This is a genomic window from Catellatospora coxensis (assembly GCF_016862635.1).
Classification (GTDB): Bacteria; Actinomycetota; Actinomycetes; order Mycobacteriales; family Micromonosporaceae; genus Catellatospora; species Catellatospora coxensis.
On the sequence record NZ_BONI01000080.1, the window covers coordinates 1 to 24,851 of the forward strand.

Genomic DNA, 24,851 nt, shown 5'->3' on the forward strand with positions numbered 1-24,851 from the left:
CCCGCGGTGGCGACCGTCCGGGTTACGGCGACCGTTCCGGCAGCCGCGAAGGCGGGTTCCGTGGTGGTGACCGGGACCGCACCGGCGGTAGCCGGGAGGGCGGGTTCCGCAGTGGCGGGGACCGTCCGAGCTACGGCGACCGTTCCGGCGGCAGCCGTGAGGGTGGCTTCCGCAGTGGCGGTGACCGTGCCGGTGGCGATCGCGGTGGGTTCTCCCGCGGTGGCGACCGTCCCGGTGGTGAGCGTCGCGAGGGTGGCTTCCGCAGTGGCGGCGACCGCGAGCGATTCGGCGGCGGCGACCGCCGTGAGGGCGGCTTCCGCGGTGGAGACGACCGTGGCGGCGACCGGGGTGGTTTCCGCAGCGGCGGTGACCGTCGCGAGGGCGGCTTCCGCAGTGGCGGGGACCGTCCGAACTACGGTGACCGTTCCGGTGGCAGCCGTGAGGGTGGTTTCCGTTCGGGTGGCGACCGTGCCGGCGGCGACCGTGGCGGTTTCCGCAGTGGTGGCGACCGTCCGAGCTACGGGGACCGTTCCGGCAGCAGTCGTGAGGGCTTCCGCAGCGGCGGTGACCGCGAGCGCTTCGGCGGCGGTGACCGTCGTGAAGGCGGCTTCCGCGGCGACCGTCCCGGTGGCGACCGTCGTGAGGGCGGCTTCCGCCGCCCGTCCGAGGACCGTGGCGGCTACCGCAGCGGTGGCTTCGGCGACCGCGACCGCACCGGCGGCGGCCGCGAGGGCGGCTTCCGCGGCGGCGACCGTGACCGTACCGGTGGCGACCGCCGTGAGGGCTTCCGCAGCGGTGGCGACCGTCCGAGTTACGGTGACCGTTCCGGTGGCAGCCGTGAGGGTGGTTTCCGTTCGGGTGGCGACCGTGCCGGCGGCGACCGTGGCGGTTTCCGCAGCGGTGGCGACCGTCCGAGCTATGGCGACCGCGCCGGCGGTACCCGCGAGGGTGGCTTCCGCAGCGGCGGCGACCGGGAGCGTTTCGGCGGCGGCGACCGTCCCGGCGGCGACCGTGGCGGGTTCTCCCGCGGCGGTGACCGGCCCGGTTACGGCGACCGCAGCGGCGGCACCCGTGAGGGTGGGTTCCGCAGTGGCGGTGACCGCGAGCGCTTCGGCGGCGACCGTCGCGAGGGCGGCTTCCGGGGCGACGACCGCGGCGCCGGCCGTGAGGGCGGTTTCCGTGGTGGCGACCGGGACCGTCCGTCCGGCGACCGTCGCGAGGGCGGCTTCCGCGGCGGCAGCGGCCCTGCCGAGCGCCGTGAGGGCGAGCGGTCCGCCGAGGGCACGGAGGCCCGCGAGTTCGAGGGTACGGGCCGTCCCGGTCCCGCGCTGCCCGACGACATCACGGCCGCGGACCTCGACAGCGAGGTGCGTGCCGAGCTGCTCTCGCTGGCCAAGCCGGTGGCGGACACGGTCGCGCGGCACCTCGTCGCGACCGGTCAGCTGATCGACGACGACCCGGAGCAGGCGCTGGAGCACGCGCTGGCCGCTCGGCGGCTGGCGTCGCGCATCGCGGTGGTCCGCGAGGCGGTGGGCCTGGCCGCGTACCAGACGGGTGACTGGGCGAGCGCGATCGCGGAGATCCGCACGTACCACCGGATGACGGGGCGGCAGACGCACCTTGCCGTGCTGGCCGACTGCGAGCGCGCGCTGGGCCGGCCGGAGAAGGCGATCGACCTGTTCCGCGGTGTCGAGCGCGACAAGCTGAGCCAGGGCGAGGCGCTGGAGCTGCTGATCGTGGCCGCCGGAGCCCGGGGCGACATGGGCCAGCACGAGGCGGCCGCGGCGATGCTGCAGGTGCGCGAGCTGACCGTGGAGTCGAACGAGGACTGGTCACCGCGGCTGCGGTACGCGTACGCCGACGCGCTGCTGGCGTCGGGGCGTGCCGAGGAGGCCCGGGAGTGGTTCACCAAGGCGGCCGCCGCGGACACCGACGCGGTGACCGACGCGGCCGAGCGGCTGCTGGAGATGGACGGCGTCGAGATCGAGGACGAGTCGGACGACGAGCCCGCCGACCGTGACCGTGCCACCTCGGCGAAGGCTGGGGAAGCGGACGCGGACACCGACGAGGACGATGACGACCTCGACGGCGAGGACTACGACGACGAGGATGACGACGACCTCGAGGACGAGGACGACGAGGACCTCGACGAGGACGACCTCGACGACGATGACGATGACGACGAGGACCGCGAAGGCGGTGCCGACGACGAGGACGACGACGACCTCGCGGACTTCGACGAGAAGCCCACGGCCGCTGCCGCCGACGCCCCCGCGACGAAGGCGGAAACAGACAAGTGACATCGCTCGTCGAGAACTATGACCTGGTCATATTCGATCTCGACGGCGTGCTGTACCTCATCGACCGCCCCATTCCCGGGGCGGTCGATGCGTTGGCGCGCCTCAGGGATCAGGGCATGCCCGTGCGCTTCGCGACGAACAACGCGTCGCGGCGTGCGGCCGAGGTCGCGGCGCTGCTGCGGGGTATGGGCATCGCCGCCCAGCCGCAGGAGGTGCTGACCTCGGCCGGTGCGGCCGCGGCGCTGCTGGCGCAGCGGCTGGAGCCGGGTGCGCCGGTGCTGGTGCTGGGCGCGCCCGCGCTGCGCGGCGAGGTGACCGACGTCGGGCTGCGGCCCGTCGACAGCGCCGACGACAACCCGCGTGCGGTCGTCCAGGGCTTCGGCCCGGATCTGGGCTGGAAGCAGCTGGCGGAGGCGTGCGTGGCGATCCGGGCGGGGGCCTGGTGGATGGCGACGAACACCGACCGGACCCTGCCGACGCTGCGCGGGCCGTTGCCGGGCAACGGTTCCCTGGTCGCGCTGCTGGCGCACGCGCTGGAGCGGGAGCCCGACGTGGTGGTGGGCAAGCCCGAGCCGGGCCTGTTCGCGACCGCGGCGGCGCAGGCGTCGGCGCGGCGGGTGCTGGTGGTCGGCGACCGGCTGGACACCGACATCGCCGGTGCGCACCGGGCGGGCATGGACAGCCTGTTGGTGCTGACCGGGGTCTCGACCGCGGTGGAGGCGGCAGCGGCGAGCGGTCAGTTGCGCCCGACGTACGTGGCCGCGGATCTGGGGGGCCTGTTCACTGCGCCTGCGGTTCCGGCACTGTAGCGTTGGTCCGCGGAACGGTACGGGACGCGTGCGGCGTCCCAAACCGGGCATCAGTCGGCAGGAGAGGTGGTGACCGCTGTGGCGAGCAAGTCGGGTGAACCAGTGCAGGACGTGGTCAAGGCGTACCTGGAGCTGGCCTTCGGGCTGACCGAGGCGTCGAAGAAGAAGGCGGAGAAGACCGTCAAGAAGGCGGCCAAGGAGCTGCTCGGCAAGAGCGGCGCGACCGCGTCGCAGTTGCAGACGATGGCCGAGGAGCTGGTCACCACCGGCCTGCAGAACCGCGAGGCGATCACCCGGATCGTGCGGCTGGAGCTGGACCGGGCGCTCGGCCGGGTCGGGCTGGCCACCGCCGAGGAGGTCGCCACGCTGACCGCCCGGATCGAGGACCTCGAGGGCCAGCTGCGGGAGGCGAAGGCCGACCGGCCCGCGTCCACGACCAACGGTTCCTCCGCCGCCGCGAGCCCGGTGGTCGCCGCCGCGCCGGTGGCGAAGAAGGCCATCGCGAAGAAGGCGGTCGCCCCGGCGAAGCCTGCCGAGGCAGCCGAGCCGGCGGAGTCCGTCAAGACCACGCCGGCGGCGGTCGCCAAGCGGGTCCAGAAGGCCACGCCCGTGGTGAAGGCCGCGCCCGCGAAGAAGGCGCCCGCGAAGAAGGCGGAACCGGCTCAGGAGGCCCCGATCAAGGGCGCCGCGGCGGCCCGCAAGCCGGCGAAGGTCGTGGCCAAGAAGGCCGCGAAGGCCGTCGCCGGGGTGGACGCGGCCGCCGCGATCGACGCCGTCGCCAAGGCGACGTCCGGCCACGAGCCGGTCGCCCCGGTCGCGTTCAGCTCCGCGGCCGACGTGCCGGTCGCCGCGAAGAAGGCCCCGGTGAAGAAGACCGCGGCCAAGAAGGCCCCCGCCGGCAAGGCGGCGAACGCGTGACCTCACCGCAGCTGCCGCTGTCGTTCTCGCCGTCGGCCGTGCCGGCGCCGCGTCCGATGCCGACACCCGCGACGCTGATGCCCGGACCGACCGGCCACCACGCGGTGGACGCGGCGGTCCGGGCCGTGGCGAACGCTGCCGACCTGCCGCTGGCCGAGCAGCTGGCGGCGTACGAGGCCGCGCACAAGACGTTGCGGGAAGTCCTGACCGCGATCGAGGCCTGACGCACATGGCACGTCGCACCCGCCTCGACGCGGAGCTGGTCCGCCGCGGGCTGGCCCGTTCCCGCGACCACGCCGGTGAGCTGATCGCCGCGGGCCGGGTCGAGGTCAAGGGCTCCGTGGCGCACAAGGCCGCGGCCATGGTCGACCCGGCCGACGCGGTACGCGTGACCGGCGAGTCCACCGGCGACGACTACGTGTCGCGGGGCGGGCACAAGCTGGCCGGGGCGCTGGCCGCGTTCACGCCGCACGGCCTGACGGTCGCCGGCCGCCGCTGCCTGGACGCGGGCGCCTCCACCGGCGGGTTCACCGACGTGCTGCTGCGCAACGGCGCGGCCGAGGTCGTCGCCGTGGACGTGGGCTACGGCCAGCTCGCCTGGTCCCTGCGTACCGACGAGCGGGTGAAGGTGCACGAGCGCACCAACGTGCGCACGCTGACGCCCGAGGTGATCGGCGGGATGGTCGAGCTGACCGTGGCGGACCTGTCGTTCATCTCGCTGCGGCTGGTGCTGCCCGCGCTGGCCGCGTGCACCGACGGCGACCTGGTGCTGATGGTCAAGCCGCAGTTCGAGGTCGGCAAGGAGCGCGTGGGCACGGGCGGGGTGGTGCGCGATCCGGCGCTGCGGGCCGAGGCGGTGCTGGACGTCGCGGCGGCCGCGGGCACGCTCGGGCTGGGCGTGGCCGGGGTGACGGCGAGCCCGCTGCCCGGTCCGTCGGGCAACGTGGAGTTCTTCGTGTGGTTCCGGCGTGACGCACCCGCCCCCGCGGTGGACGACATCCGCGCCGTGGTGGAGGCTGGGGTGCCGAACGCACCCGACGCGGAGGACTGAATGACGGAGCGCGTGGCGCTGCTGGTCACCCATACCGGCCGGAAGGACTCCACCGATCACGCCCGCACCGTGGCGCGGGACCTGATCGCGGCGGGGTTCAGCGTGCGGGTGGTGGCCGAGGAGGCCGAGGACCTGGACCTGTCCGGGGTCACCCCGATCTCGGGCGCGTGCGCCGCCCAGGGCGCGGAGATCGTGTTCGCGCTGGGCGGTGACGGAACGCTGCTGCGCGCGGCGGAGCTGGCCCGCCCGGAGGGCGCCCCGCTGCTGGGCATCAACCTGGGCAAGGTCGGTTTCCTGGCCGAGGCCGAGATCGCGGACCTGGACACGGCGGTACGCGACGTGGTGGCGCGCGAGTACAGCGTCGAGGAGCGGCTGACCATCGACGTGACCGCGGAGCTGGCCGGTGAGGTCATCGCCGAGTCGTGGGCGCTCAACGAGGTCAGCGTCGAGAAGGGCAGCCGCGAGCGCATGCTCGAACTGCTGGTCGATGTGGACGGTCGCCCGCTGTCGCGCTACGGCTGCGACGGTGTGGTGTGCGCCACCCCGACGGGTTCGACGGCGTACGCGTTCTCGGCCGGCGGGCCGGTCGTGTGGCCGCGGGTGGAGGCGCTGCTGCTGGTGCCGATCAGCGCGCATGCGCTGTTCAGCCGCCCGCTGGTGACCGCGCCGGACTCGACGATCCAGATCACCATCGACCCGTACACCGAGCATGCGCTGATGAGCTGCGACGGCCGCCGGGTGTTCAGTCTCGCGCCGGGCGCGCAGGTCACGGTGCGGCGCGGGGCGCTGCCGGTGCGGGTGGCGCGGCTGCGCCCGCGGCCGTTCACCGACCGGCTCGTGGCCAAGTTCGGCCTGCCCGTGGAGGGCTGGCGGGCGCACGGGCAGCGGCACGCGACCGGCCACTGACGGGGTACCCACCGGTCGGGGCGCAGCGCTCCGACCGCCTTGTTCATGGTGCGGAACGTTCCCGTTCCGGCAACGGCCACGGCGGCCCGGCGTGACACTGTCGGAGGGGCGGGCTACTGTCATCTGCTGTGCTGGAAGAGTTGCGCATCACCGGTCTCGGCGTGATCGAGGACACCACCCTCCCGCTGACCCGTGGCATGAATGTCATCACCGGTGAGACCGGTGCCGGCAAGACCATGGTCGTCACCGGGCTGGGGCTGCTGTTCGGCGGGCGTGCCGACGCCGGCCGGGTGCGGGCCGAGCCGGGCCGCGCCACCGTCGAAGGCCGGCTGCGGCTGGCGGGCAACGCGGCCAGTGCCGTGGCCGCCCGAGTGGCCGAGGCGGGAGCCGAGGGCGACGACGACGGCACGCTGCTGATGAGCCGCACCGTCACCGTCGAGGGCCGGTCCAAGGCCCACGTGGGCGGGCGCACCGTGCCGGTGTCGCTGCTCAGCGACGTCGGCGAGCAGGTCGTGGCGGTGCACGGCCAGTCCGACCAGCTGCGGCTGCTGCGCCCGTCGGAGCAGCGCGGCGCGCTGGACCGGTTCGCCGGCCCGGAGCACGAGAAGCTGCTCGTGGAGTTCAAGGAGCTGTTCGGCCGCTGGCGCGGCGTCGCCGACGACCTCGCCGACCGGCGCGCCAACATGCGCACCCGGGCGCAGGAGGCCGACCTGCTGCGGCTGGGTCTCGACGAGATCACCCGGGTGGACCCGCAGGCCGGCGAGGACGAGGAGCTGCGGGCCGAGGCCCAGCGCCTGGAGCACGCCGAGGGCCTGCGCACCGCCGCGCACATCGCGCACCAGGCGATCGCGGGCGGCGGCGAGACCGACAGCGAGGACGCGACCAGCCTGGTCGGCACGGCCCGGCGCACCCTGGAGTCGCAGTCCACCGTGGACGCGAAGCTGGGGGAGTACGCGGCCCGCCTGGAGGAGGCCGCGTCGCTGCTCGGCGACGTCTCCGTGGAGCTCTCGACATACCTGGCGAGCCTGGACGCCGACCCGGCCCGGCTGCAGCAGATCTACGAGCGGCGCGCCGCGCTGCGCTCGCTGACCCGCAAGTACGCCGACGACGTCGACGGCGTCATCGCCTGGGCCGACAACGCCCGGTCGCGGCTGGCCGCGCTGGACACCTCCGACGAGCTGCTGGAGGAGCTGGAGCGGGAGATGACCCGGCTCGCCGGCGAGGTCGCCGAGCTGGCCGCGAAGCTGCGCGCGGCGCGGCTGGAGGCCGCCGGGCGCTTCGCCGACAAGGTGACCGTCGAGCTGGCCGGGCTGGCCATGCCGCACGCGCGCATCTCGGTGCTGGTCGTGCCGCGCCCGGCCGGTGACATCAGCCTGGTGGTCGACGGCGTCGAGTCCGGGGTCACCCCCGACGGCGCCGACGACATCGAGCTGCGCCTGCTGGCGCACCCCGGCGCGCCCGCGCTGCCGCTGCAGAAGGGCGCCTCCGGCGGTGAGCTGTCCCGGGTGATGCTCGCGATCGAGGTCGTGTTCGCCGGGGTCGGCGGCCCGCCGACGCTGGTCTTCGACGAGGTCGACTCGGGTGTCGGCGGCCGCGCCGCGGTGGAGATCGGACGGCGGCTGGCCCGGCTGGCCCGCAACCACCAGGTGCTGGTCGTCACGCACCTGCCGCAGGTCGCCGCGTTCGCCGACCGCCACCTGGTGGTGGCCAAGGACACCGGCGGCGCGATCACCACGAGTGGGGTGCGCGTCGTCGAGGAGACCGAGCGGGCCCGTGAGCTGGCCCGCATGCTGGCCGGCCTGCCGGACTCGGACCTGGGCATCGCGCACGCGGAGGAGCTGCTGGCCGTCGCGGCCCGCGAACGCGCCGCCTGACCTCGTACGACCGCCGAGGGCGGTGCACGCCACACTGTGGCGCGCACCGCCCTCGGCGCGTTGCCACGGCTCCCGCTTTCCATAGACGTTGGCCTATCACATCGACTGGATCGAGATCGAACTCGATGTCATAGGCCAACGTCGACGTAAGGCGCGGCGCGGTGCGGCGGATCGGACGGGGGAGCCGAGGTGGTTGTCGGATCAGTGCTGCCGGCCCAGTTCCAGGGCGACGACGCCCGCCGCGACCAGGGCCAGGCCGGCGATCTGGAGCCAGCTGAACCGGTCCTGGAAGAAGACCACGCCGGCCAGGGCGACCAGGGCCACCCCGATGCCCGCGCAGATGCCGTACGCCAGCCCGAGCGCCATACCCCGCTTCAGTACCTGGCTCAGCAGCACGAACGCGGTGACGTACCCCGCGACCACCACCACGGACGGGATCGGCTTGGTGAAGCCGGCGGAGGCGCGCAGGCACACCGTGGCGACGACTTCGGCGAGGATGGCTCCGGCGAGCATGACGTAGATCACGCGGCTCACTGTAGGCGTCGATCATGGGGGTCGGCGCTCGCGTGGCGTTGCGGTTACCGTTGATGTCGCGCGAGGTTTCCGACATCACAATTCGACCCGTATGGGCCGATCAAGGGGTGTCGTACGCGCCAATACCGGACTGACATGCCAGGATGGCTGCGATGCGTCTTCCCACCTTGCGCCGGACCCGGCCCGCCGAACCGGGGATCCTCACCGGCACCGCACGGCTCGACCGCCGGACCAAACGTCTGGTCGGTCGACTGCGCCCTGGCGAGATCGCCGTGATCGATCACGTCGACATCGACCGGGTCGCCGCCGACTCCCTGGTGGCCGTGGGGGTGGCGGCGGTGCTCAACGCCAAGCCGTCCATCTCGGGCCGCTACCCCAACCTCGGTCCCCAGGTGCTGGTCGAGGCCGGCATCACCCTGCTCGACGATCTCGGCGAGGGGGTGTTCCAGCAGATCCGCGAGGGTGACTCGGTCCGGGTCGAGGGCAACACCGTCTTCGTGCGCGGTGAGCCGGTGGCGCACGGGGTGCGCCAGGACGGGGACACCATCGCCAAGGCCATGCTCGACGCCCGCGAGGGCCTGTCGGTGCAGCTGGAGGCGTTCGCCGCGAACACCATGGAGTACCTCAAGCAGGAGCGGGAGCTGCTGCTCGACGGTGTCGGCGTGCCCGAGATCAAGACCCAGATCTCCGGGCGGCACTGCCTGATCGTGGTGCGCGGCTACGACTACAAGGCCGATCTGGACGTGCTGCGGCCGTACATCCGCGAGTTCAAGCCGGTGCTGATCGGTGTGGACGGCGGCGCGGACGCGCTGGTCGAGGCGGGCTACACGCCCGACATGATCATCGGTGACATGGACTCGGTCACCGACGACGTGCTGCGCTGCGGCGCCGAGGTGGTGGTGCACGCCTATCCCGACGGCCGGGCTCCGGGACTGGACCGGGTGCACCAGCTGGGTGTGTCGGGGATCACCTTCCCGGCGGCGGCGACCAGTGAGGACATCGCGATGCTGCTGGCCGACGAGAAGGGCGCGACCCTGATCGTGGCGGTCGGCACCCACGCGACGCTGGTCGAGTTCCTGGACAAGGGCCGCGGGGGCATGGCTTCGACGTTCCTCACCCGCCTGCGGGTGGGCGGCAAGCTGGTCGACGCCAAGGGTGTGAGCCGGCTCTACCGGCAGAGCATTTCAGGTTCCTCATTGCTTTTGCTGGTATTGTCCGCCATCGCGGCAATGGCCGCGGCCGTCGCCGTGTCCACGGTCGGCAAGGCCTACCTGTCGCTGGCCGCGGAGTGGTGGGACGACGTGATGTTCCATCTGCAGCGGCTGTTCTAGGAACCCGGACGATCAAGAGGCTCTGACGTGATCAACTTTAGGTACCACGTGGTGTCCATGACCGCCGTGTTCCTCGCGCTGGCGATCGGGCTGGTCGTGGGGACCGCCGCGCTCAACGGCCCGGCGGCCGACGCCCTCGAGAAGAACGTCAACGCGCTGCGCGCGACCAACTCGCAGCTGCGCGACCAGGTGACCGGCCTGCGCGACCAGGCCAACCGCGAGGAGCAGTTCGTCACCGAGGCCGCGCCGATCATGCTCAACGGCAAGCTCACCAACCGCCGGATCCTGCTGCTGGTGCTGCCCTCGGGCCGCGACCAGGTCGAGGGCGTCGAGAACATCCTCAAGACCGCCGGTGCCAAGATCGTCGGAACGGTCGACCTGACCGACAAGTTCTTCAACCCGGACAACAGCGTCGAGCTGCTCGACCTGGAGAACAAGGCCGAGCCGGCCAGCGTGCCGACCACGGCGATCCCGGCCAACAGCGACGGCGTCGAGTCGTCCAGCGCGCTGCTGGCCGCGGTGCTGCTGGACCGCAGCCCGGCCGTGCCCGCCCCGGACCGCGCCGCGGTGCTCGCCGCGTACAGCAAGCTCGGCTACCTGACCACCAGCGGCGCCGTGACCGGCCCCGCCGAGGCGGTCGTGCTGGTCAGCGGTTCGCCGTACACCGACAGCCAGGCGGGCGGCAAGAACGCGTCCGTGGTCACCACCGCGGTGCAGTTCGACCACGCGGGTGTCGCGGTGGTCGGCGGCGTGCTCGGCGGCGAGGGCAACCTCATGATCGAGGTACGCGACGACGCCACGCTCGCCAAGACCATCTCGACCGTCGACAACGCGGAGACGGTGCAGGGCCAGGTCGCCGCGGCGCTGGCGCTGTACGAGCAGTTCGCCGACAGCAAGGCCGGCCACTACGGCGTCGGCCCCAACGCCAGCGCCCTCCTGCCGCAGCAGCAGAAGTGAGCTGACGTGGGTTTACTCGCCAGAGCGGCACTGATCGGCCTGGGCGCTTACGGCGCCCGGGCCGCACTGCGTGTGGTGCGCGACCAGCCCCGGGCCAAGGAGCTGGAGCGCACGAACTTCCGCGGCCGCACCCTCACCCTGGCCGGCGGCCCCGCGCTGGCGGTCTCGGCGAGCGTCACCAGCGCCCTCGGCGCGGGCGACCCGCGCACCGCCGCCGCCGCGCTGGCCGCGGGCCTGTCCGGTGGCGCGGTCGGCCTCTACGACGACGTCGTGGGCGCACGCCCCGAACAGAAAGCCGACAAGGGCTTCCGCGGCCACCTGCGGGCGCTGCGCGAGGGCCGGGTCACCAGCGGCCTGGTGAAGATCGCCGGAGTGGGCGCGGGCGCACTCGTCGCCGCGGCGCTGCTGCCCGACCGCCGCGGACGGGGCAGGTTCGGCCGGGCCGCCGAGGTGGCTCTCGGCGCGGGCGTGATCGCCGGCAGCGCGAACCTGTTCAACCTGCTCGACCTGCGCCCCGGCCGGGCGCTCAAGGCCGGTCTGCTGGTCGGCGCGCCGCTGACCGCCACCCGGTCGGGCAGCCTGGCCGCCGGTCCGGTCGGCGCGAGCGCGAGCCTGCTGCCCGCCGACCTCGGCGAGGAGATCATGCTCGGCGACTCCGGCGCGAACGCGCTCGGTGCGCTGCTTGGCGTCAGCGCGACCGCCCGCACCGGCCTGTTCGGCCGCGCGGCCATGCTCGCCGGGATCGCCGCGCTCACCGCGGCCAGCGAGAAGGTCAGCTTCACCAAGGTCATCGAACGCACCCCGGTGCTCCGCGAGATCGACGCCTGGGGCCGCATCCCGGCCGCCAAGCCGAGCAGCCCGGCACCGCCCGCCGTGGAGCCGTCAGAAGCGGTTGCGCCGGTGATCGAGGGCGGGACGGCGACACCTGCCGCCCGGCCGAAGATTACCAAGAAGGCGACGAAGGCGGTCAGCGGATCGGCGGCCCAAGGGCTGGACGAGGCCGGCCACGCCACGGACGCGGCCCCGGCCGAGCCGGTGGCGGACAAGCCGAGGCCACGAGCACGGGCGCCGCGCCGTACCGCTTCATGACCGTGACCGCTGACGACAAGGCCGCGGCCCCCTCGACCGCCGGCCCGGCAGCGGCCCGCATTGCCGGCGCCGCGACGCTGATCGCGGGCCTGACCGTGCTGGCCCGCCTGGCGGGTTTCGCGCGCACGCTGGTGTTCTCGCAGACCGTCGGCGACGGCGGGCTCAGCGGCATGTACCTGGCCGTCAACACCATCCCCAACATCATCTTCGAGATCGTGGCCGGTGGCGCGCTGGCCGGGCTGGTGGTGCCGCTACTGGCCGGGCCGCTGGCGGCCGGTGACCGCGAGCAGGTGCGCCGCACCGTGTCCGCGCTGCTCACCTGGACGCTGGCCGCCCTCCTCCCGCTGGCGGCGGTGCTGTGGCTGGCGGCCGACCCCGTGGTCACGCTGCTGCAGTCGACGGCGACGCCGGAGCTGCACGAGGACGGCGTGGCGATGCTGCGGGTGTTCGCGCCCCAGGTGCCGCTCTACGGCATCGGCATCGTGCTGACCGGCGTGCTGCACGCGCACCGCCGGTTCGCCTGGCCGGTGCTCGCCCCGCTGCTGTCGAGCCTCACCGTCATCGGCGCGTACCTGTGGTTCGCCGCCGAGGCCGGGGCCGATCCGCAGCCCGGCACGGTCAGCGAGGGCGAGCTGGCGATCCTGTCGGTCGGCACCACCGTGGGCGTGGTCGTGCTGACGCTGTGCCTGGTCATCCCGGTCAGCCGGCTGGGCCTGCGGCTGCGGCCGGTGTTCGGCGTCGAGGCCGGGCAGCGGCGGCGGATGAGCTCGCTGGCGCTGGCGGGCGCGGCCACGGTCGTGGCGCAGCAGGTGGCGCTGCTGGTCGCGATCATCCTGGCCGGGCGGGTCCACCCCGTCGACGGCGGGGCGTCGGCCAACACGCTCTACAACTTCGCGATGACGCTGTACCTGCTGCCGTGGGCGGTGCTCGCGGTGCCCGCCGCCACGGCCGCGTACCCGGCGATCGCGACCGCGTTCGCCACCGCCGACCATGGCACGCTGCGGCTCACCGTGGCCCGAACCAGCCGGGCGGTGCTGCTGCTCAGCGGGCTCGGCGCGGCGGGCCTGGCCGCGGTGGCCGCCCCGGCGGCGGCGTTCCTGACCGACGGCGACGGCGCGGCGGCGCTGGCCGCGGCGGTGCTCGCGTTCGCGCCCGGCCTGCTCGGCTACGGCCTGGCCGCGCTGCACCAGCGCACCCTGTACGCGGTGGGCGCGAACCGGCTCGCCGCGCTCGGGGTCAGCGGCGGATGGGCGGTCACGCTCGTCTGCGCGGTGATCCTGTCCGGGGTGCTGCCGGACTCGCAGCGCGCGGCGGCGCTGGGCGCGGCCAACTCGATCGGCATGCTCGTGATGGCGGCGCTGCTGGCGGCGGCGGTCCGTGCCCGGGTGGGCGGTAGCGCCCTGACCGGCGTGTTCCGTGCCGCGCTGGCCGCTTCGGCGGCCGGGCTGGCCGGGGCCGTCGCGGGCGTCGAGGCGGGCCGAGCGGTGATCTCCGGGACCCCAGGCATCATGGGTCTGGTCGGACAGGGCATGCTGTCCGGTGGCGTGTCGCTTGTAGTCTTCCTGATCGTGTGCGCCCTGCTCGACCTGCCGGACCTGCGTCCGCTGCTCGAGCGGGTGAGCCGCCGACGCGGATGACCGGGCGGGCGCGGCGGGCGAGGGCAGGAGGACCGTTGACCACGGGGACGGAATGGACCGGCAGCGTGGTGCTGCTGCTCGCCTCCAGCACGGGCGGCATCGGCCAGCACGTGGCCGCGCTGGCCGAGGGGCTGAGCCGGACCGGGTGCGAGGTGACCGTGTGCGGTCCCGCCGCGACCGAGCAGCACTTCCGCTTCACCGATCGCGGCGCGCGCTTCCACCCCGTCGAGATCCCCGCCGAGCTGCACCCCAGTGACATGCGGGCGGTACGCACGCTGCGCCAGTTCCTGGCGACGTCGCGCCCGGCCGTGGTGCACGCGCACGGGCTGCGCGCCGGGCTGGCCGCCGCGCTGTCGCGCCCGCCGTGCCCGCTGGTGACGACCTGGCACAACGCCCCGCTGCGGGCGGGACTGCGCGGCCGGGTGCACACCCTGGTGGAGCGGATCGTGGCCCGTTCCTCCGCGGTCACCCTCGGCGCGTCCAACGACCTGGTCGCGCGGGCGCACGCGGTCGGCGCGGCGGACGCGCGGCTGGCCCCGGTGGCCGCCCCGCGGCTGCGGCGCACCCGGCGCAGCCGGGCCGCGGTGCGCTCCGGGCTGGGCCTGGCCGACGGGGTGCCGCTGGTGCTGTCCGTGGGCCGGCTGCACCCGCAGAAGGCGTACGACATGCTCGTCTCCGTCGCCGCGCGCTGGCGGGACATGTCCCCGGCGCCGCGGGTGCTGATCGCCGGCGAGGGCCCGTCGTACCTCGACCTCGCCGCCCAGATCTCGCAGCTGCGCTCGCCGGTCACCCTGCTCGGGCACCGCACCGACGTCGGCGATCTGATCGCGGCCGCCGACCTGGCCGTCGTCACCAGCGTCTGGGAGGCCCGCCAGCTGTTCGCGCAGGAGGCCCTCAGCGGCGGCCTGCCGCTGATCGCCACCGCCGTCGGTGGCATCCCCGAGCTGGTCGGCGACGGCGCGCAGCTGATCGAGCCGAACGACCCCGACGGGCTGGACAGCGCGGTGCGCAAGCTGCTCGGCGACGAGCAGGCGCGGGCACGGCTGGGCGAGCGCGGCCTGGCGCAGGCCGCGACCTGGCCCGACGAGCAGGCCAGCATCGACGGCGTGCGCGCCGTGTACGCGGAACTGGCCGCCGGCGATCGCGCGGGGCAGCTCTGATGCTCCTCCGGCCGGCTCCCCTCCCCACGGCCCTCCTGCTGACCCTGCTGGCCCTGCTCGGCCTCGCCCTGGCCGGGCCGGCCTCCCCGGCGGCCGCCGGGCCGGTCGAGGACGACGAGGCCGACTACGTGCTCATCGCGGGCGCGCCCGGGCTGCGCTGGGACGACATCGACGCCACCCGGACCCCGAACCTGTGGAAGCTGGCCGAGCGCGGCTCGATCGGCTCGCTGTCGACCCGGTCCGCGCACACGCCCACCTGCCCGGCCGACGGCTGGCTGACGCTGGGCGCGGGCAACTACGCCGAGCGGACCGGGGTCGGCAAGGAACCCGCCGAGGGCGGCTCCGCGCCCGAGCCGGACTCGCCGCAGCTGTGCCCGAAGCTGGACGTGGCCATCGAGCGGCCGGACGCGGTCGGGGCGTACCTGCCCGACCAGGAGGCGGTCGTCGAGCACCAGCGCGAGCTGCCGTACGGGACCGTGCCGGGGGCGCTGGCCGAGTCGGTGCGCTGCACCGCGGCGGTCGGCCCGGGGGCGGCGGTCGCGGCGGCCCGCTCGTTCGGCCGCGTCGACCGGTACCTGCCCGCGCTGCCGGCGAAGGACGACGCCAAGAAGGCGCTGACGGAGTGCCTGCTCAGCATCGTGGACCTGGGCGCGATCGACGGGCGCACACCGTCGCAGCGGCTGCGCCAGGCGGCCGCCGCGGACAAGCTGCTCGGGCAGGTGCTGGCGGCGCGGCCGAAGAATTCGACGCTGCTGGTCGCCGGGGTCGCCGACACCGAGGCCAGCTCGCGGCTGCACGCGGTGATCGCCGACGGCAAGGGCTGGGAGGGCGGCTACCTGACCTCGGCCACCACCGGCCGCGCCGGCTACCTGCAGCTGGTGGACCTCGCGCCGACCGCGCTGCACCTGCTCGGCCGCGACATCCCCAAGCGGATCATGGTCGGGCACGCGGCGGTGCTGGCCGACGGGCGCCCGGCGGACCTGGACCAGGCGACCGCGGCGGGCACCGACGCCGACCGGCGCGCCGCGGCGGCCCGTACCGTGTCGTCCTGGTTCTTCTGGCTGCTGGCGCTGGTGCAGATCGGCCTTTTCACGGCCGTGGTGCCGCTGCTGCGGCGCAGTTACCGCCATGCCGGGCCGACCGGTCCCACCCCGCCCCCGCAGCGGCTGGTGAGCGTGCTGGAGGTGCTGCTGACCGGGGCGTCGCTGGCGCTGCCCGCCGCGCTGATCGCCGGCGTGGTGCCGTGGTGGCGCTTCGGCCGCCGCGGGCTGATCTTCGGCCTGGTCACGGCCGGTATCACCCTGCTGCTCACCTTCGTCACGGTCCGGCTGCCGGTGTACCGCACGCGCACCCTGGGCCCGGTCGGCGTGGTGGCCGCGATCGCCGCCGCGGTGGTCGGCATCGATCTGCTCACCGGGGCCCGGCTGCAGCTCAACGGCGTCGCGGGTTACTCGGTCCTGGAGGGCACCCGCTACGCGGGCATCGGCATGGTCGGCATGGGCGTGTTCTTCGCCGGGGTGCTGCTCACCGCCGGCACCCTCGCCCAGCTCGTGCCGCAGCGCAACCGGCCGCTGCTGGTCAGCGCGATCGGCGCGGCCGGGGTGCTGCTGGTCGGCATTCCGGCGCTGGGCGCCGACGCGGGCGGCGCGGTCGCGCTGACCGCGGGGGTGTGCCTGACCGCGGCGCTGTGCCCGGGCGGCTGGCTCACCTTCAAGCGGCTGGCCCTGGCGATGGCCGCCGGGGTGGTGGCGACCGTGGTGTTCGCGCTGATCGACGTGCGCCAGCCGGTGGACCAGCAGGGCAGCCTGGGCCGCTTCCTGACCCAGCTGTCCGACGGCACGTCCGGGCCGACGCTCAACCGCCTCGGCGACGCCAACCGCATCGCCCTGGTGACCAGCCCGCTGACCGTGCTCGCGCTGGTGTCGGCGGTGTTCCTGTGGGTGGTGCTGATGCGCCCGTGGGGCGGCCTGAAGCGGCTGTACGGCATCTACCCGCCCATCCGGGCGGCGGTGGCCGGCATCGGCCTGGCGTCGATCCTGGGCGGCCTGCTGGGCGGCGCGGCACTGAACGTGACCGGCGCCGCGGCGGCGACCGCGATCCCGGTGCTCACCCTGGGCGCGATGCGGGTGCTCGGGCACGCCGCCGACCGGACCCGCATCGCTGAGGAGGCCCCGTCGCCCGTGACGGTGAGCGACGACACCCCGGGGGCGGTTTCGGGTACGTAGCCCGCGGATGAACGCGCGGACCGTGTTAGGGTGAAACCCCGTGGTAGCAGCGCGGACGACCAAGCATATTTTCGTTACGGGAGGCGTCGCCTCCTCGCTCGGCAAGGGGCTCACGGCCTCCAGCCTCGGCACTCTTCTCACCGCTCGCGGTCTGCGGGTGGTCATGCAGAAGCTCGACCCTTACCTGAACGTCGACCCTGGGACGATGAACCCGTTCCAGCACGGCGAGGTCTTCGTCACCGAGGACGGGGCCGAGACCGACCTCGACGTGGGGCACTACGAGCGCTTCCTCAACCGTGACCTGTCGGCCAAGGCCAACGTCACCACCGGGCAGATCTACTCGGCGGTGATCGCCAAGGAGCGCCGCGGCGAGTACCTCGGCGACACCGTGCAGGTCATCCCGCACATCACCAACGAGATCAAGTCCCGGATCCGGGCGATGGCCGAGCCCGACGAGCACGGCCGCACCCCCGACGTGGTGATCACCGAGGTCGGCGGCACGGTCGGCGACATCGAGTCGCTGCCGTTCCTGGAGTCGATCCGGCAGATCCGCCACGACGTGGGCCGCGACAACTGCTTCTACCTGCACGTGTCGCTGGTGCCGTACCTGGCGCCGTCGGGCGAGCTGAAGACGAAGCCGACGCAGCACTCGGTGGCCGCCCTGCGCAACATCGGCATCCAGCCCGACGCGCTGGTGTGCCGCTCCGACCGGGAGATCCCGGCGGGCATGAAGAGCAAGCTGGCCCTGTACTGCGACGTCGACGCCGAGGCCGTGGTCTCCGCGCCGGATGCGCCGAGCATCTACGACATCCCGAAGGTGCTGCACCGCGAGGGCCTGGACGCGTACGTGGTGCGCCGGCTGGGCCTGTCGTTCCGCGACGTGGACTGGTCCACCTGGGACGACCTGCTGGAGCGGGTGCACCACCCGGTGCACGAGGTCACCATCGCGCTGGTCGGCAAGTACATCGACCTGCCGGACGCTTACCTGTCGGTGTCCGAGGCGATCCGGGCGGCCGGGTTCGGCCACCGCGCCAAGGTGAAGCTGAAGTGGGTGCCCAGCGACGACTGCCAGACCGCCGAGGGCGCGGCCAAGGCGCTCGCCCACGTCGACGGCGTGGTCATCCCGGGCGGCTTCGGCGTGCGGGGCATCGAGGGCAAGATCGGCGCGGTGAAGTACGCGCGGGAGAACCGGATCCCGACCCTGGGCCTGTGCCTGGGCCTGCAGACGATGGCCATCGAGGTGGCCCGGCACGTCGCCGGGGTCGCCAAGGCCAGCTCGCTGGAGTTCGACGAGCAGACCCCGGACCCGATCATCTCGACGATGGCCGACCAGGAGGACATCGTCGCCGGCAAGGGCGACCTGGGCGGCACCATGCGCCTGGGGGCGTACCCGGCGAAGCTGACGCCCGGTTCGATCGTGGCCGAGGTGTACGGCGCGACCGAGGTCAGCGAGCGGCACCGGCACCGGTACGAGGTCAACAACGCCTACCGTCCCGCGCTGACCAAGGCCGGTCTGCACATCTCCGGCACCTCGCCGGACGGCAAGCTGGTCGAGTTCGTGGAGCTGGACCGGGAGCTGCACCCGTACTTCGTGGCCACGCAGGCGCACCCGGAGCTGAAGAGCCGCCCGACACACCCGCACCCGCTGTTCTCGGGTCTGGTGGGAGCGGCGATCGCCTATGCTCAGGCCGACCAGCTGCCCGGCGTGGCGGATGCGGCCGAGCCGGTGGCCGCCAAGCGCTGACCCGGGCCGGACAACCGAACAACCACGCTGGTCGCAGGCTCTTCGCCTGCGACCAGCGTCGTTTCCGAACAGGAGCCCGTGTGTACGAGGTCGTCGGCAGCACCGAGCGGTTCAAGGGGCACATCTTCCGGGTGGTCACCGATCAGGTGACGATGCCCGGGGGAGAGGTCGCGGGGCGGGACGTGGTGCGCCACGTCGGCGCGGTGGGCGTGGTCGCGCTGGACGACGCGGGCCGGGTGGTCCTGGTCCGCCAGTACCGCCACCCGGTGGGCCGCTACCTGTGGGAACTGCCCGCGGGCCTGATCGACGTGCTGGGTGAGGGCCTGGCCGCGGCGGCGCTGCGCGAGCTGGCCGAGGAGGCCGACCTCACCGCGGGCCGGGTGGACCTGCTGGTGGACATGTTCACCACACCCGGCTGCTCCGACGAGATGATCCGCGTCTTCCTGGCCCGCGACCTGTCCGCGATCCCCGAGCACGAGCGCCACGCCCGCACCGACGAGGAGGCCGACATGCAGGTCGAACTCGTCCCACTCGACGACGCCGTGGCCATGGTCCTCGACGGCCGTATCACCAACGGTCCCGCCGTCGGCGGCCTGCTCGCCGCCGCCCGCGCCCGCGACACCGGCTTCGCCGGCCTCCGCCCGGCCGACACCCCCGTCCCGCCCCGCTGACCGTCCCGCCGGCCGGGCCGCGGTTCGTGCGGTGCGGTCGCGTGGCGCACCATGATCGTTCGACTTGCCAGGCACCTGGGCGAATGCGCGGTCAAGATACGCACAGGTGCCGGGCAAGTCCGACGATCGTGGGGCGGGCGCGGGCCGGTCGGCGGGCGGTAAGCGGTAAATATCCGATTCAGCACTATCCTTGAGTTGATCGCAGGGCGGCAGCGCGCCGTCTTGACACCATGTCAAGCCGGCGAGGCATCAGCTTGCATCCTGTCAAGCGCTTTGGGCCGATATCCGGGCCTAGACTGCCGCCGCGGGGGGTAGACCTGCGGCAACGGTGCCGTCGGGCCCTCCCGCAAGCGCAGGATCGAGGAAGGTGCAGTCGTGAAGGTCGGTATCCCCCGCGAGGTCAAGAACCACGAGTACCGGGTGGCGATCACCCCGGCGGGCGTACACGAGTTCGTCCGCAACGGACACGACGTCGTCATCGAGACCGGCGCCGGTCTGGGCTCCTCCATCATTGACGAGGAGTACGTGGCGGCCGGCGCGCGCATCCTGCCCACCGCTGACGAGGTGTGGGCCGAGGGCGAGCTGATCCTGAAGGTCAAGGAGCCGATCGCCGAGGAGTACCACCGCATGCGTGAGGGGCAGGTGCTGTTCACCTACCTGCACCTGGCCGCGTCCAAGGAGTGCACCGACGCGCTGATGACGCAGAAGGTCACCGGCATCGCGTACGAGACGGTCGAGACCGCCGACCGCGCCCTGCCGCTGCTGGCCCCGATGAGCGAGGTGGCCGGCCGGCTCGCCCCGCAGGTCGGCGCGTACCACCTGATGCGTTTCGCGGGCGGCCGGGGCGTGCTGCCCGGCGGCGTGCCCGGCGTGCGCCCGGCCAAGGCCGTCGTCATCGGCGCGGGCGTGTCCGGCATGAACGCCGCGACCATCGCCCACGGACTGGCCTTCGAGGTGACCGTGCTGGACAAGAACATCAAGAAGCTGCGCGAGGTCGACCAGCTGTTCCACGGCCAGGTCCGCACCGTCATGTCGAACGCGTTCGAGCTGGAGAAGGCGGTGCTGGAGGCCGACCTGGTCATCGGCGCGGTGCTGGTGCCGGGCGCGAAGGCCCCGATGCTGGTCAGCAACGAGCTGGTGAGCCGGATGAAGCCGGGCAGCGTGCTCGTCGACATCTCGATCGACCAGGGCGGCTGCTTCGAGGACTCGCACCCGACCACCCACGCCAACCCGGTGTACAAGGTGCACGAGTCGGTCTTCTACTGCGTGGCGAACATGCCCGGCGCGGTCCCGCACACCAGCACCTACGCGCTGACCAACGTGACCCTGCCGTACGCGGTCGAGCTGGCCAACCACGGCTGGCAGGAGGCGCTGCGCCGCGACCCCGCCCTGAAGCTGGGCCTGAACACCCACGCGGGCGAGATCACCTACGGCCCGGTGGCCGAGGCGCACGGCCTCACCGCCGTGGACGTCGACTCGCTGCTCTGACCAGCGATTTTCTGAGGCCGGTGGCGTTCGAGCGCCACCGGCCTCATGCTGTTCACGTCTTCCGGCGACCGGGTCCGGCCGGGATCGTGAAGACACGCCGAGCCGTGGCGGTACGCCGAGGTGGTCGGTGACGTACAGTCGGACGACGACGACACGCATGCGGCCGGTCGGGGAGCTGATGGCCCACTCACGACGGTGCCTCATCCGGCCGGACGGATGTCGTCGGGAAGGGCGTAGCGGAGATGGCAGGCAACGGGCGCGCGGAGGCATGGACCTCGACGCTGCGGGCGGAACAGTCCCGCATGGACCTCGGTGCTGACCTGGGTCCGGCTGATCCGTCGGCCTACACCGCCCGCAAGGAGATCCCCGAACCGATGCCGACCGATCGGCACGGCCCGGCGCGGATCATCGCGATGGCGAACCAGAAGGGCGGCGTGGGCAAGACCACGACCACCATCAACCTGGGCGCGGCCCTGGCCGAGTACGGCCGCAAGGTCCTGCTCGTCGACTTCGACCCGCAGGGCGCGCTGTCGGTGGGCCTGGGCGTCAACCCGCACAACCTCGACCTGTCGGTCTACAACCTGCTCATGCAGGACGACGTCACCGCCGAGGACGTCATCATCAAGACCGACGTCGCCGGGCTGCACCTGCTGCCCGCCAACATCGACCTGTCGGCCGCCGAGATCCAGCTCGTCAACGAGGTCGCCCGCGAGATGGCGCTGGCCCGCGTGCTGAAGACGGTGCGCAAGGAGTACGACTACATCCTCATCGACTGCCAGCCGTCGCTGGGCCTGCTGGCCATCAACGCGCTGACCGTCGCCCACGGCGTGCTCATCCCGCTGGAGTGCGAGTTCTTCAGCCTGCGCGGGGTCGCGCTGCTGCTGGACACCATCGACAAGGTGCGCGAGCGGCTCAACTTCGACCTGGAACTCGAAGGCATCCTCGCCACCATGTACGACAGCCGCACCACGCACTGCCGCCAGGTGCTGCAGCGCGTCGTCGAGGCGTTCGGCGACAAGGTGTACCAGACCGTGATCACCAAGACGGTCAAGTTCCCGGAGTCGACCGTGGCCGGCGCGCCGATCACGTCGCTGGATCCCGCCTCGTCGGGCGCGCGCAACTACCGGCAGCTCGCGCGCGAGGTCATCGCCGCCGAGGCCGCCCGCCGGTGACCGGGGCCCACCGGCCTGCACCCGCGAACTGACCTGCTGGGATACTTGCGGCGTGAGCGATCCCGTGGTGACGGCCGACCCGGCCGGAGAGCAGTCGGCTGAACCGTCCGGTTCAGGCCGCTTCACCGTGCGGCTCACCAACTTCGAGGGCCCGTTCGACCTGCTCCTGCAGCTCATCGGCAAGCACAAGCTCGACGTCACCGAGGTCGCGCTGCACCGGGTGACCGACGACTTCATCGCCCACATCCGAGCCATGGGCAAGGACTGGGACCTCGACGAGGCCAGTGAGTTCCTCGTCATCGCGGCCACCCTGCTCGATCTGAAGGCCGCCCGGCTGCTGCCCGCCGCGCAGGTCGAGAGCGAGGAGGACCTCGCCCTGCTGGAGGCCCGCGACCTGCTGTTCGCCCGGCTGCTGCAGTACCGCGCGTTCAAGCAGGCCGCCGCGTTCATCGCCGACCTGGAGTCCACCGGCGGTCGCCGCTGGCCGCGCTCGGTGGCGCTGGAGGCGCAGTACGCCGAGGCGCTGCCCGACCTGGTGCTCGGCATCGGGGTGGACCGGTTCGCCAAGCTCGCGCTGAAGGCGTTCACCCCGAAGGCGGCCCCGCCGCTGGTCTCCGTCGCGCACATCCACCAGGTCCGGGTCAGCGTGCGTGAGCACGCCGAGCTGCTGCGCGCCCGCCTGTTCGAGCTGGGCACCGCCACGTTCAGCCGGCTCACCGAGGACTGCGAGAACACCCTGGAGGTGGTCGCCCGCTTCCTGGCCCTGCTGGAGCTGTACCGGGAGGGCCTGGTCGGCTTCGACCAGGAACTGGCGCTGGGCGAGCTGACGGTGCACTGGACCGGCGGCGAGGCGGCCGCCGGCGACCTCGCGGTCGACGACTACGACGGCGACGACGAGGCGAAACAGGCCCTGGCCGCCGAGTCGCCCACCCAGCCCGACGACGAGCCCGACAGCGACGAGCCCGACGACGATCCGGACGAAGATCTCGACGACGACGAGCCGGAGGACGAGCCGGCCGACCCGGAGTCGGACGCGAACGATCCGGGTACGCAGGAGACGGCGGCGGAGCCCGCAGCGCGACAGCCCGGCAAGGGCGGGGGAGCAGAACACGATGACTGACAACGAGTCCCTCGAACAACAAGCCGCATCCTGGGTCCCCCCCTGGGCCCGCACCCCCGACCCCGAGGAAAGCAAGGGCACCTTCCCATCGGATTCCGTAGAGGAAGGGCACCTTCCCCACGCGGAGCCGGAGGCTGCGCTGGTGGAGGAGCCCGCGGCGCCGGCCGAGCCCGCGCCCCTCGCGGCCGGGCAGGAGGTCGCCGCGGAACTGAGCGACCTCACGGAATCCGAGCTGCCGGAGACTGCCGAGCCGCAGGACGCCGTCGAGGCGCAGGACACTGCCGAGCTGCAGGACACTGGCGAGGCGCGGGACGCCGTCGAGGCGCTGGCCGCTGTCGAGGACGAGCCGGACGAGGAGGACGTGGCGGAGATCGTCGCCGTGGACGACCTCGCCGCGGCGCTCGGCCTGGACGAGCCGACCGTGCCGCGTCTGGACGTGGACGCTCCGGACGACAGCGCCGAGGCCGCCGTCGCGTACGCCGGAGCGAAGCTCGCCGCCCCGCCGCCCGGTGTGGCCGAGGCCGACCTCGTGCCGACCCTGGAGGCGATCCTGCTGGTCGTCGACGAGCCGGTCAGCGAGCTGACCCTCGCCGAGGTGCTGGAGGTGCCCGCCGAGCTGATCGCGGGCACGCTGATCGACCTGTCGGCGTCGTACACCCGCGAGGGCCGCGGCTTCGACCTGCGCCGCGCCGCGGGCGGCTGGCGGCTGTACACCCGCGCCGAGTACGCGCCCTACGTGGAGCGCTTCGTGCTCGACGGGCAGCAGCTGCGGCTCACCCAGGCGTCCCTGGAGACCCTGGCCGTGGTCGCGTACAAGCAGCCGGTGACCCGCTCGCGGATCTCCGCGATCCGCGGCGTCAACTGCGACGGCGTCATCCGTACCCTGGTCACCCGGGGCATGATCGAGGAGTGCGGCACCGAGCCCGAGTCGGGCGCCTTCCTCTACCGCACCACCAGCCTGTTCCTGGAGAAGCTGGGCCTCGACTCCGTCGCCCAGCTCCCGCCACTGGCCCCGTTCCTACCTGACAACGTCGAGGAGATCGCTGATGAGCAGCGCTGACGCAAAAACTGACGGCGCTGAGCGGCTGCAGAAGATCCTGGCCCAGGCCGGTGTCGCGTCCCGTCGGGCCAGCGAGGACCTGATCGCCATGCGGCGGGTCACCGTCAACGGCAAGGTCGCCAAGCTCGGGGACAAGGCCGACCCGATCGCCGACGTCATCCACGTCGACGGCCAGCGCATCGTCACCGACGCGAACCTGGTCTACCTGGCGATGAACAAGCCGCGCGGCGTGGTGTCGACGATGGCCGACGACAAGGGCCGCGAGGCCGTGGCCGACTACATCGGCAACATCTCGACCCGGGTGTACCACGTGGGCCGGCTCGACGCCGACTCCGAGGGCCTGCTGCTGCTCACCAACGACGGCACGCTCGCGCACAAGCTGATGCACCCGTCGTACGAGGTGCCCAAGACGTACCTGGTCGAGGTCGTCGGGCCGCTGCCGCGGGTGGTCGGCCGGGAGCTGATGGCGGGCGTGGAGCTGGAGGACGGCCCGGCGCGGCTCGACGACTACCGCCTCAAGCAGGCCATCGACAAGCAGGCGCTGATCGAGGTGGTGCTGCACGAGGGCCGCAACCGTATCGTGCGGCGCATGTTCGACCACGTCGGCTTCCCGGTGCAGCGGCTGGTGCGCACGGCGATCGGCCCCATCAAGCTCGGCGACCTGAAGGCCGGCCGGCACCGCCGCCTCAACGCGGGCGAGGTGGCCGCGCTGTTCAAGATCACGGACCGTAAGGGCCGCGGCGCGGCGCAGGAGGAGACGATCCGCGAGACCCCCGAGGTGTACGAGGACTGACCCGCGCGTGGA

The 24,851-nt window shown here is 73.1% G+C and carries 20 protein-coding genes and 2 pseudogenes; 20 read left to right on the plus strand and 2 right to left on the minus strand.

Going from position 1 to position 24,851, the window contains the following annotated elements:
- Positions 1-1,478: hypothetical protein (locus Cco03nite_RS33855; RefSeq protein ID WP_203697872.1), on the minus strand; the 1,478-nt coding region annotated here is incomplete at its 3' end.
- On the opposite strand from Cco03nite_RS33855, the gene Cco03nite_RS33860 reads away from it, so the two are divergent.
- The 7 genes and pseudogenes from Cco03nite_RS33860 (at position 1,401) to recN (ending at position 7,858) form a co-directional block, all read left to right on the plus strand.
- Entirely contained in the window at positions 1,401-2,300 is a 900-nt protein-coding gene (locus Cco03nite_RS33860; RefSeq protein WP_308440673.1) for a tetratricopeptide repeat protein, read from the plus strand. The genes Cco03nite_RS33855 and Cco03nite_RS33860 overlap by 78 nt on opposite strands.
- Positions 2,297-3,097: pseudogene (locus Cco03nite_RS33865) on the plus strand (HAD-IIA family hydrolase); the annotation flags it as partial. The gene Cco03nite_RS33860 and the pseudogene Cco03nite_RS33865, both read left to right, overlap by 4 nt.
- A gap of 81 nt (positions 3,098-3,178) precedes the next feature.
- Entirely contained in the window at positions 3,179-4,027 is an 849-nt protein-coding gene (locus tag Cco03nite_RS33870; protein ID WP_203697876.1) for a phasin family protein, read from the plus strand.
- Positions 4,024-4,251: a hypothetical protein gene (locus Cco03nite_RS33875; RefSeq protein ID WP_203697877.1), complete on the plus strand. Its 228-nt coding sequence runs from the start codon at positions 4,024-4,026 to the stop codon at positions 4,249-4,251. Before Cco03nite_RS33870 ends, Cco03nite_RS33875 begins: the two co-directional genes overlap by 4 nt.
- 5 nt (positions 4,252-4,256) lie before the next feature.
- Positions 4,257-5,078 carry a TlyA family RNA methyltransferase gene (locus Cco03nite_RS33880; RefSeq protein WP_203697879.1) on the plus strand — a complete coding sequence of 274 codons (822 nt, stop codon included), beginning with the start codon at positions 4,257-4,259 and terminating at the stop codon, positions 5,076-5,078.
- Entirely contained in the window at positions 5,079-5,984 is a 906-nt protein-coding gene (locus Cco03nite_RS33885) for an NAD kinase (protein ID WP_203697886.1), read from the plus strand.
- Between the two features lie 128 nt (positions 5,985-6,112).
- Complete coding sequence (gene recN, locus Cco03nite_RS33890; RefSeq protein WP_203697888.1) at positions 6,113-7,858, plus strand: DNA repair protein RecN; 1,746 nt, start codon at positions 6,113-6,115, stop codon at positions 7,856-7,858.
- Between the two features lie 201 nt (positions 7,859-8,059).
- On the opposite strand, the gene Cco03nite_RS33895 is transcribed toward recN, so the two are convergent.
- Positions 8,060-8,383, minus strand: coding sequence for a DMT family transporter (locus Cco03nite_RS33895; RefSeq protein ID WP_239167882.1), 324 nt, complete (start codon positions 8,381-8,383; stop codon positions 8,060-8,062).
- Positions 8,384-8,544: 161 nt separating this feature from the next.
- On the opposite strand from Cco03nite_RS33895, the gene steA reads away from it, so the two are divergent.
- The 13 genes and pseudogenes from steA to Cco03nite_RS33960 all read left to right on the plus strand — a co-directional run bounded on the left by steA (position 8,545) and on the right by Cco03nite_RS33960 (position 24,839).
- The gene (steA, locus tag Cco03nite_RS33900) at positions 8,545-9,723 is read left to right on the plus strand and encodes a putative cytokinetic ring protein SteA (protein WP_203697890.1); all 1,179 of its coding nucleotides are present in this window, start codon (positions 8,545-8,547) and stop codon (positions 9,721-9,723) included.
- Positions 9,724-9,750: 27 nt separating this feature from the next.
- A complete protein-coding gene (locus Cco03nite_RS33905) occupies positions 9,751-10,680 on the plus strand; it encodes a copper transporter (RefSeq protein WP_203697892.1) in 930 nt (309 codons plus the stop codon).
- A 6-nt stretch (positions 10,681-10,686) separates the two neighbouring features.
- Positions 10,687-11,514: pseudogene (locus Cco03nite_RS33910) on the plus strand (hypothetical protein); the annotation flags it as partial.
- 251 nt (positions 11,515-11,765) lie between these two features.
- The gene (locus tag Cco03nite_RS33915; RefSeq protein ID WP_203697894.1) at positions 11,766-13,406 is read left to right on the plus strand and encodes a lipid II flippase MurJ; all 1,641 of its coding nucleotides are present in this window, start codon (positions 11,766-11,768) and stop codon (positions 13,404-13,406) included.
- Between the two features lie 35 nt (positions 13,407-13,441).
- Entirely contained in the window at positions 13,442-14,566 is a 1,125-nt protein-coding gene (locus Cco03nite_RS33920; RefSeq protein WP_239167883.1) for a glycosyltransferase family 4 protein, read from the plus strand.
- Positions 14,566-16,791: an alkaline phosphatase family protein gene (locus tag Cco03nite_RS33925; RefSeq protein ID WP_203697896.1), complete on the plus strand. Its 2,226-nt coding sequence runs from the start codon at positions 14,566-14,568 to the stop codon at positions 16,789-16,791. Before Cco03nite_RS33920 ends, Cco03nite_RS33925 begins: the two co-directional genes overlap by 1 nt.
- A 40-nt stretch (positions 16,792-16,831) precedes the next feature.
- Positions 16,832-18,535, plus strand: a complete 1,704-nt coding sequence (gene pyrG / locus Cco03nite_RS33930) for a CTP synthase (RefSeq protein WP_203697897.1) — start codon at positions 16,832-16,834, stop codon at positions 18,533-18,535.
- An 80-nt stretch (positions 18,536-18,615) separates the two neighbouring features.
- Positions 18,616-19,206 carry an NUDIX domain-containing protein gene (locus Cco03nite_RS33935; protein ID WP_239167884.1) on the plus strand — a complete coding sequence of 197 codons (591 nt, stop codon included), beginning with the start codon at positions 18,616-18,618 and terminating at the stop codon, positions 19,204-19,206.
- A 375-nt stretch (positions 19,207-19,581) separates the two neighbouring features.
- Positions 19,582-20,694 carry an alanine dehydrogenase gene (ald, locus tag Cco03nite_RS33940; RefSeq protein WP_203697898.1) on the plus strand — a complete coding sequence of 371 codons (1,113 nt, stop codon included), beginning with the start codon at positions 19,582-19,584 and terminating at the stop codon, positions 20,692-20,694.
- A gap of 242 nt (positions 20,695-20,936) precedes the next feature.
- Positions 20,937-21,866 (plus strand): ParA family protein, encoded by a 930-nt coding sequence (locus Cco03nite_RS33945; RefSeq protein ID WP_203697899.1) that lies wholly within the window; start codon positions 20,937-20,939, stop codon positions 21,864-21,866.
- Positions 21,867-21,918: 52 nt separating this feature from the next.
- Positions 21,919-22,986 (plus strand): segregation and condensation protein A, encoded by a 1,068-nt coding sequence (locus Cco03nite_RS33950; protein ID WP_373314395.1) that lies wholly within the window; start codon positions 21,919-21,921, stop codon positions 22,984-22,986.
- A gap of 142 nt (positions 22,987-23,128) precedes the next feature.
- Complete coding sequence (scpB, locus tag Cco03nite_RS33955) at positions 23,129-24,046, plus strand: SMC-Scp complex subunit ScpB (RefSeq protein WP_239167885.1); 918 nt, start codon at positions 23,129-23,131, stop codon at positions 24,044-24,046.
- Positions 24,033-24,839, plus strand: coding sequence for a pseudouridine synthase (locus Cco03nite_RS33960; protein ID WP_203697907.1), 807 nt, complete (start codon positions 24,033-24,035; stop codon positions 24,837-24,839). Before scpB ends, Cco03nite_RS33960 begins: the two co-directional genes overlap by 14 nt.
- Positions 24,840-24,851 lie beyond the last annotated feature (12 nt).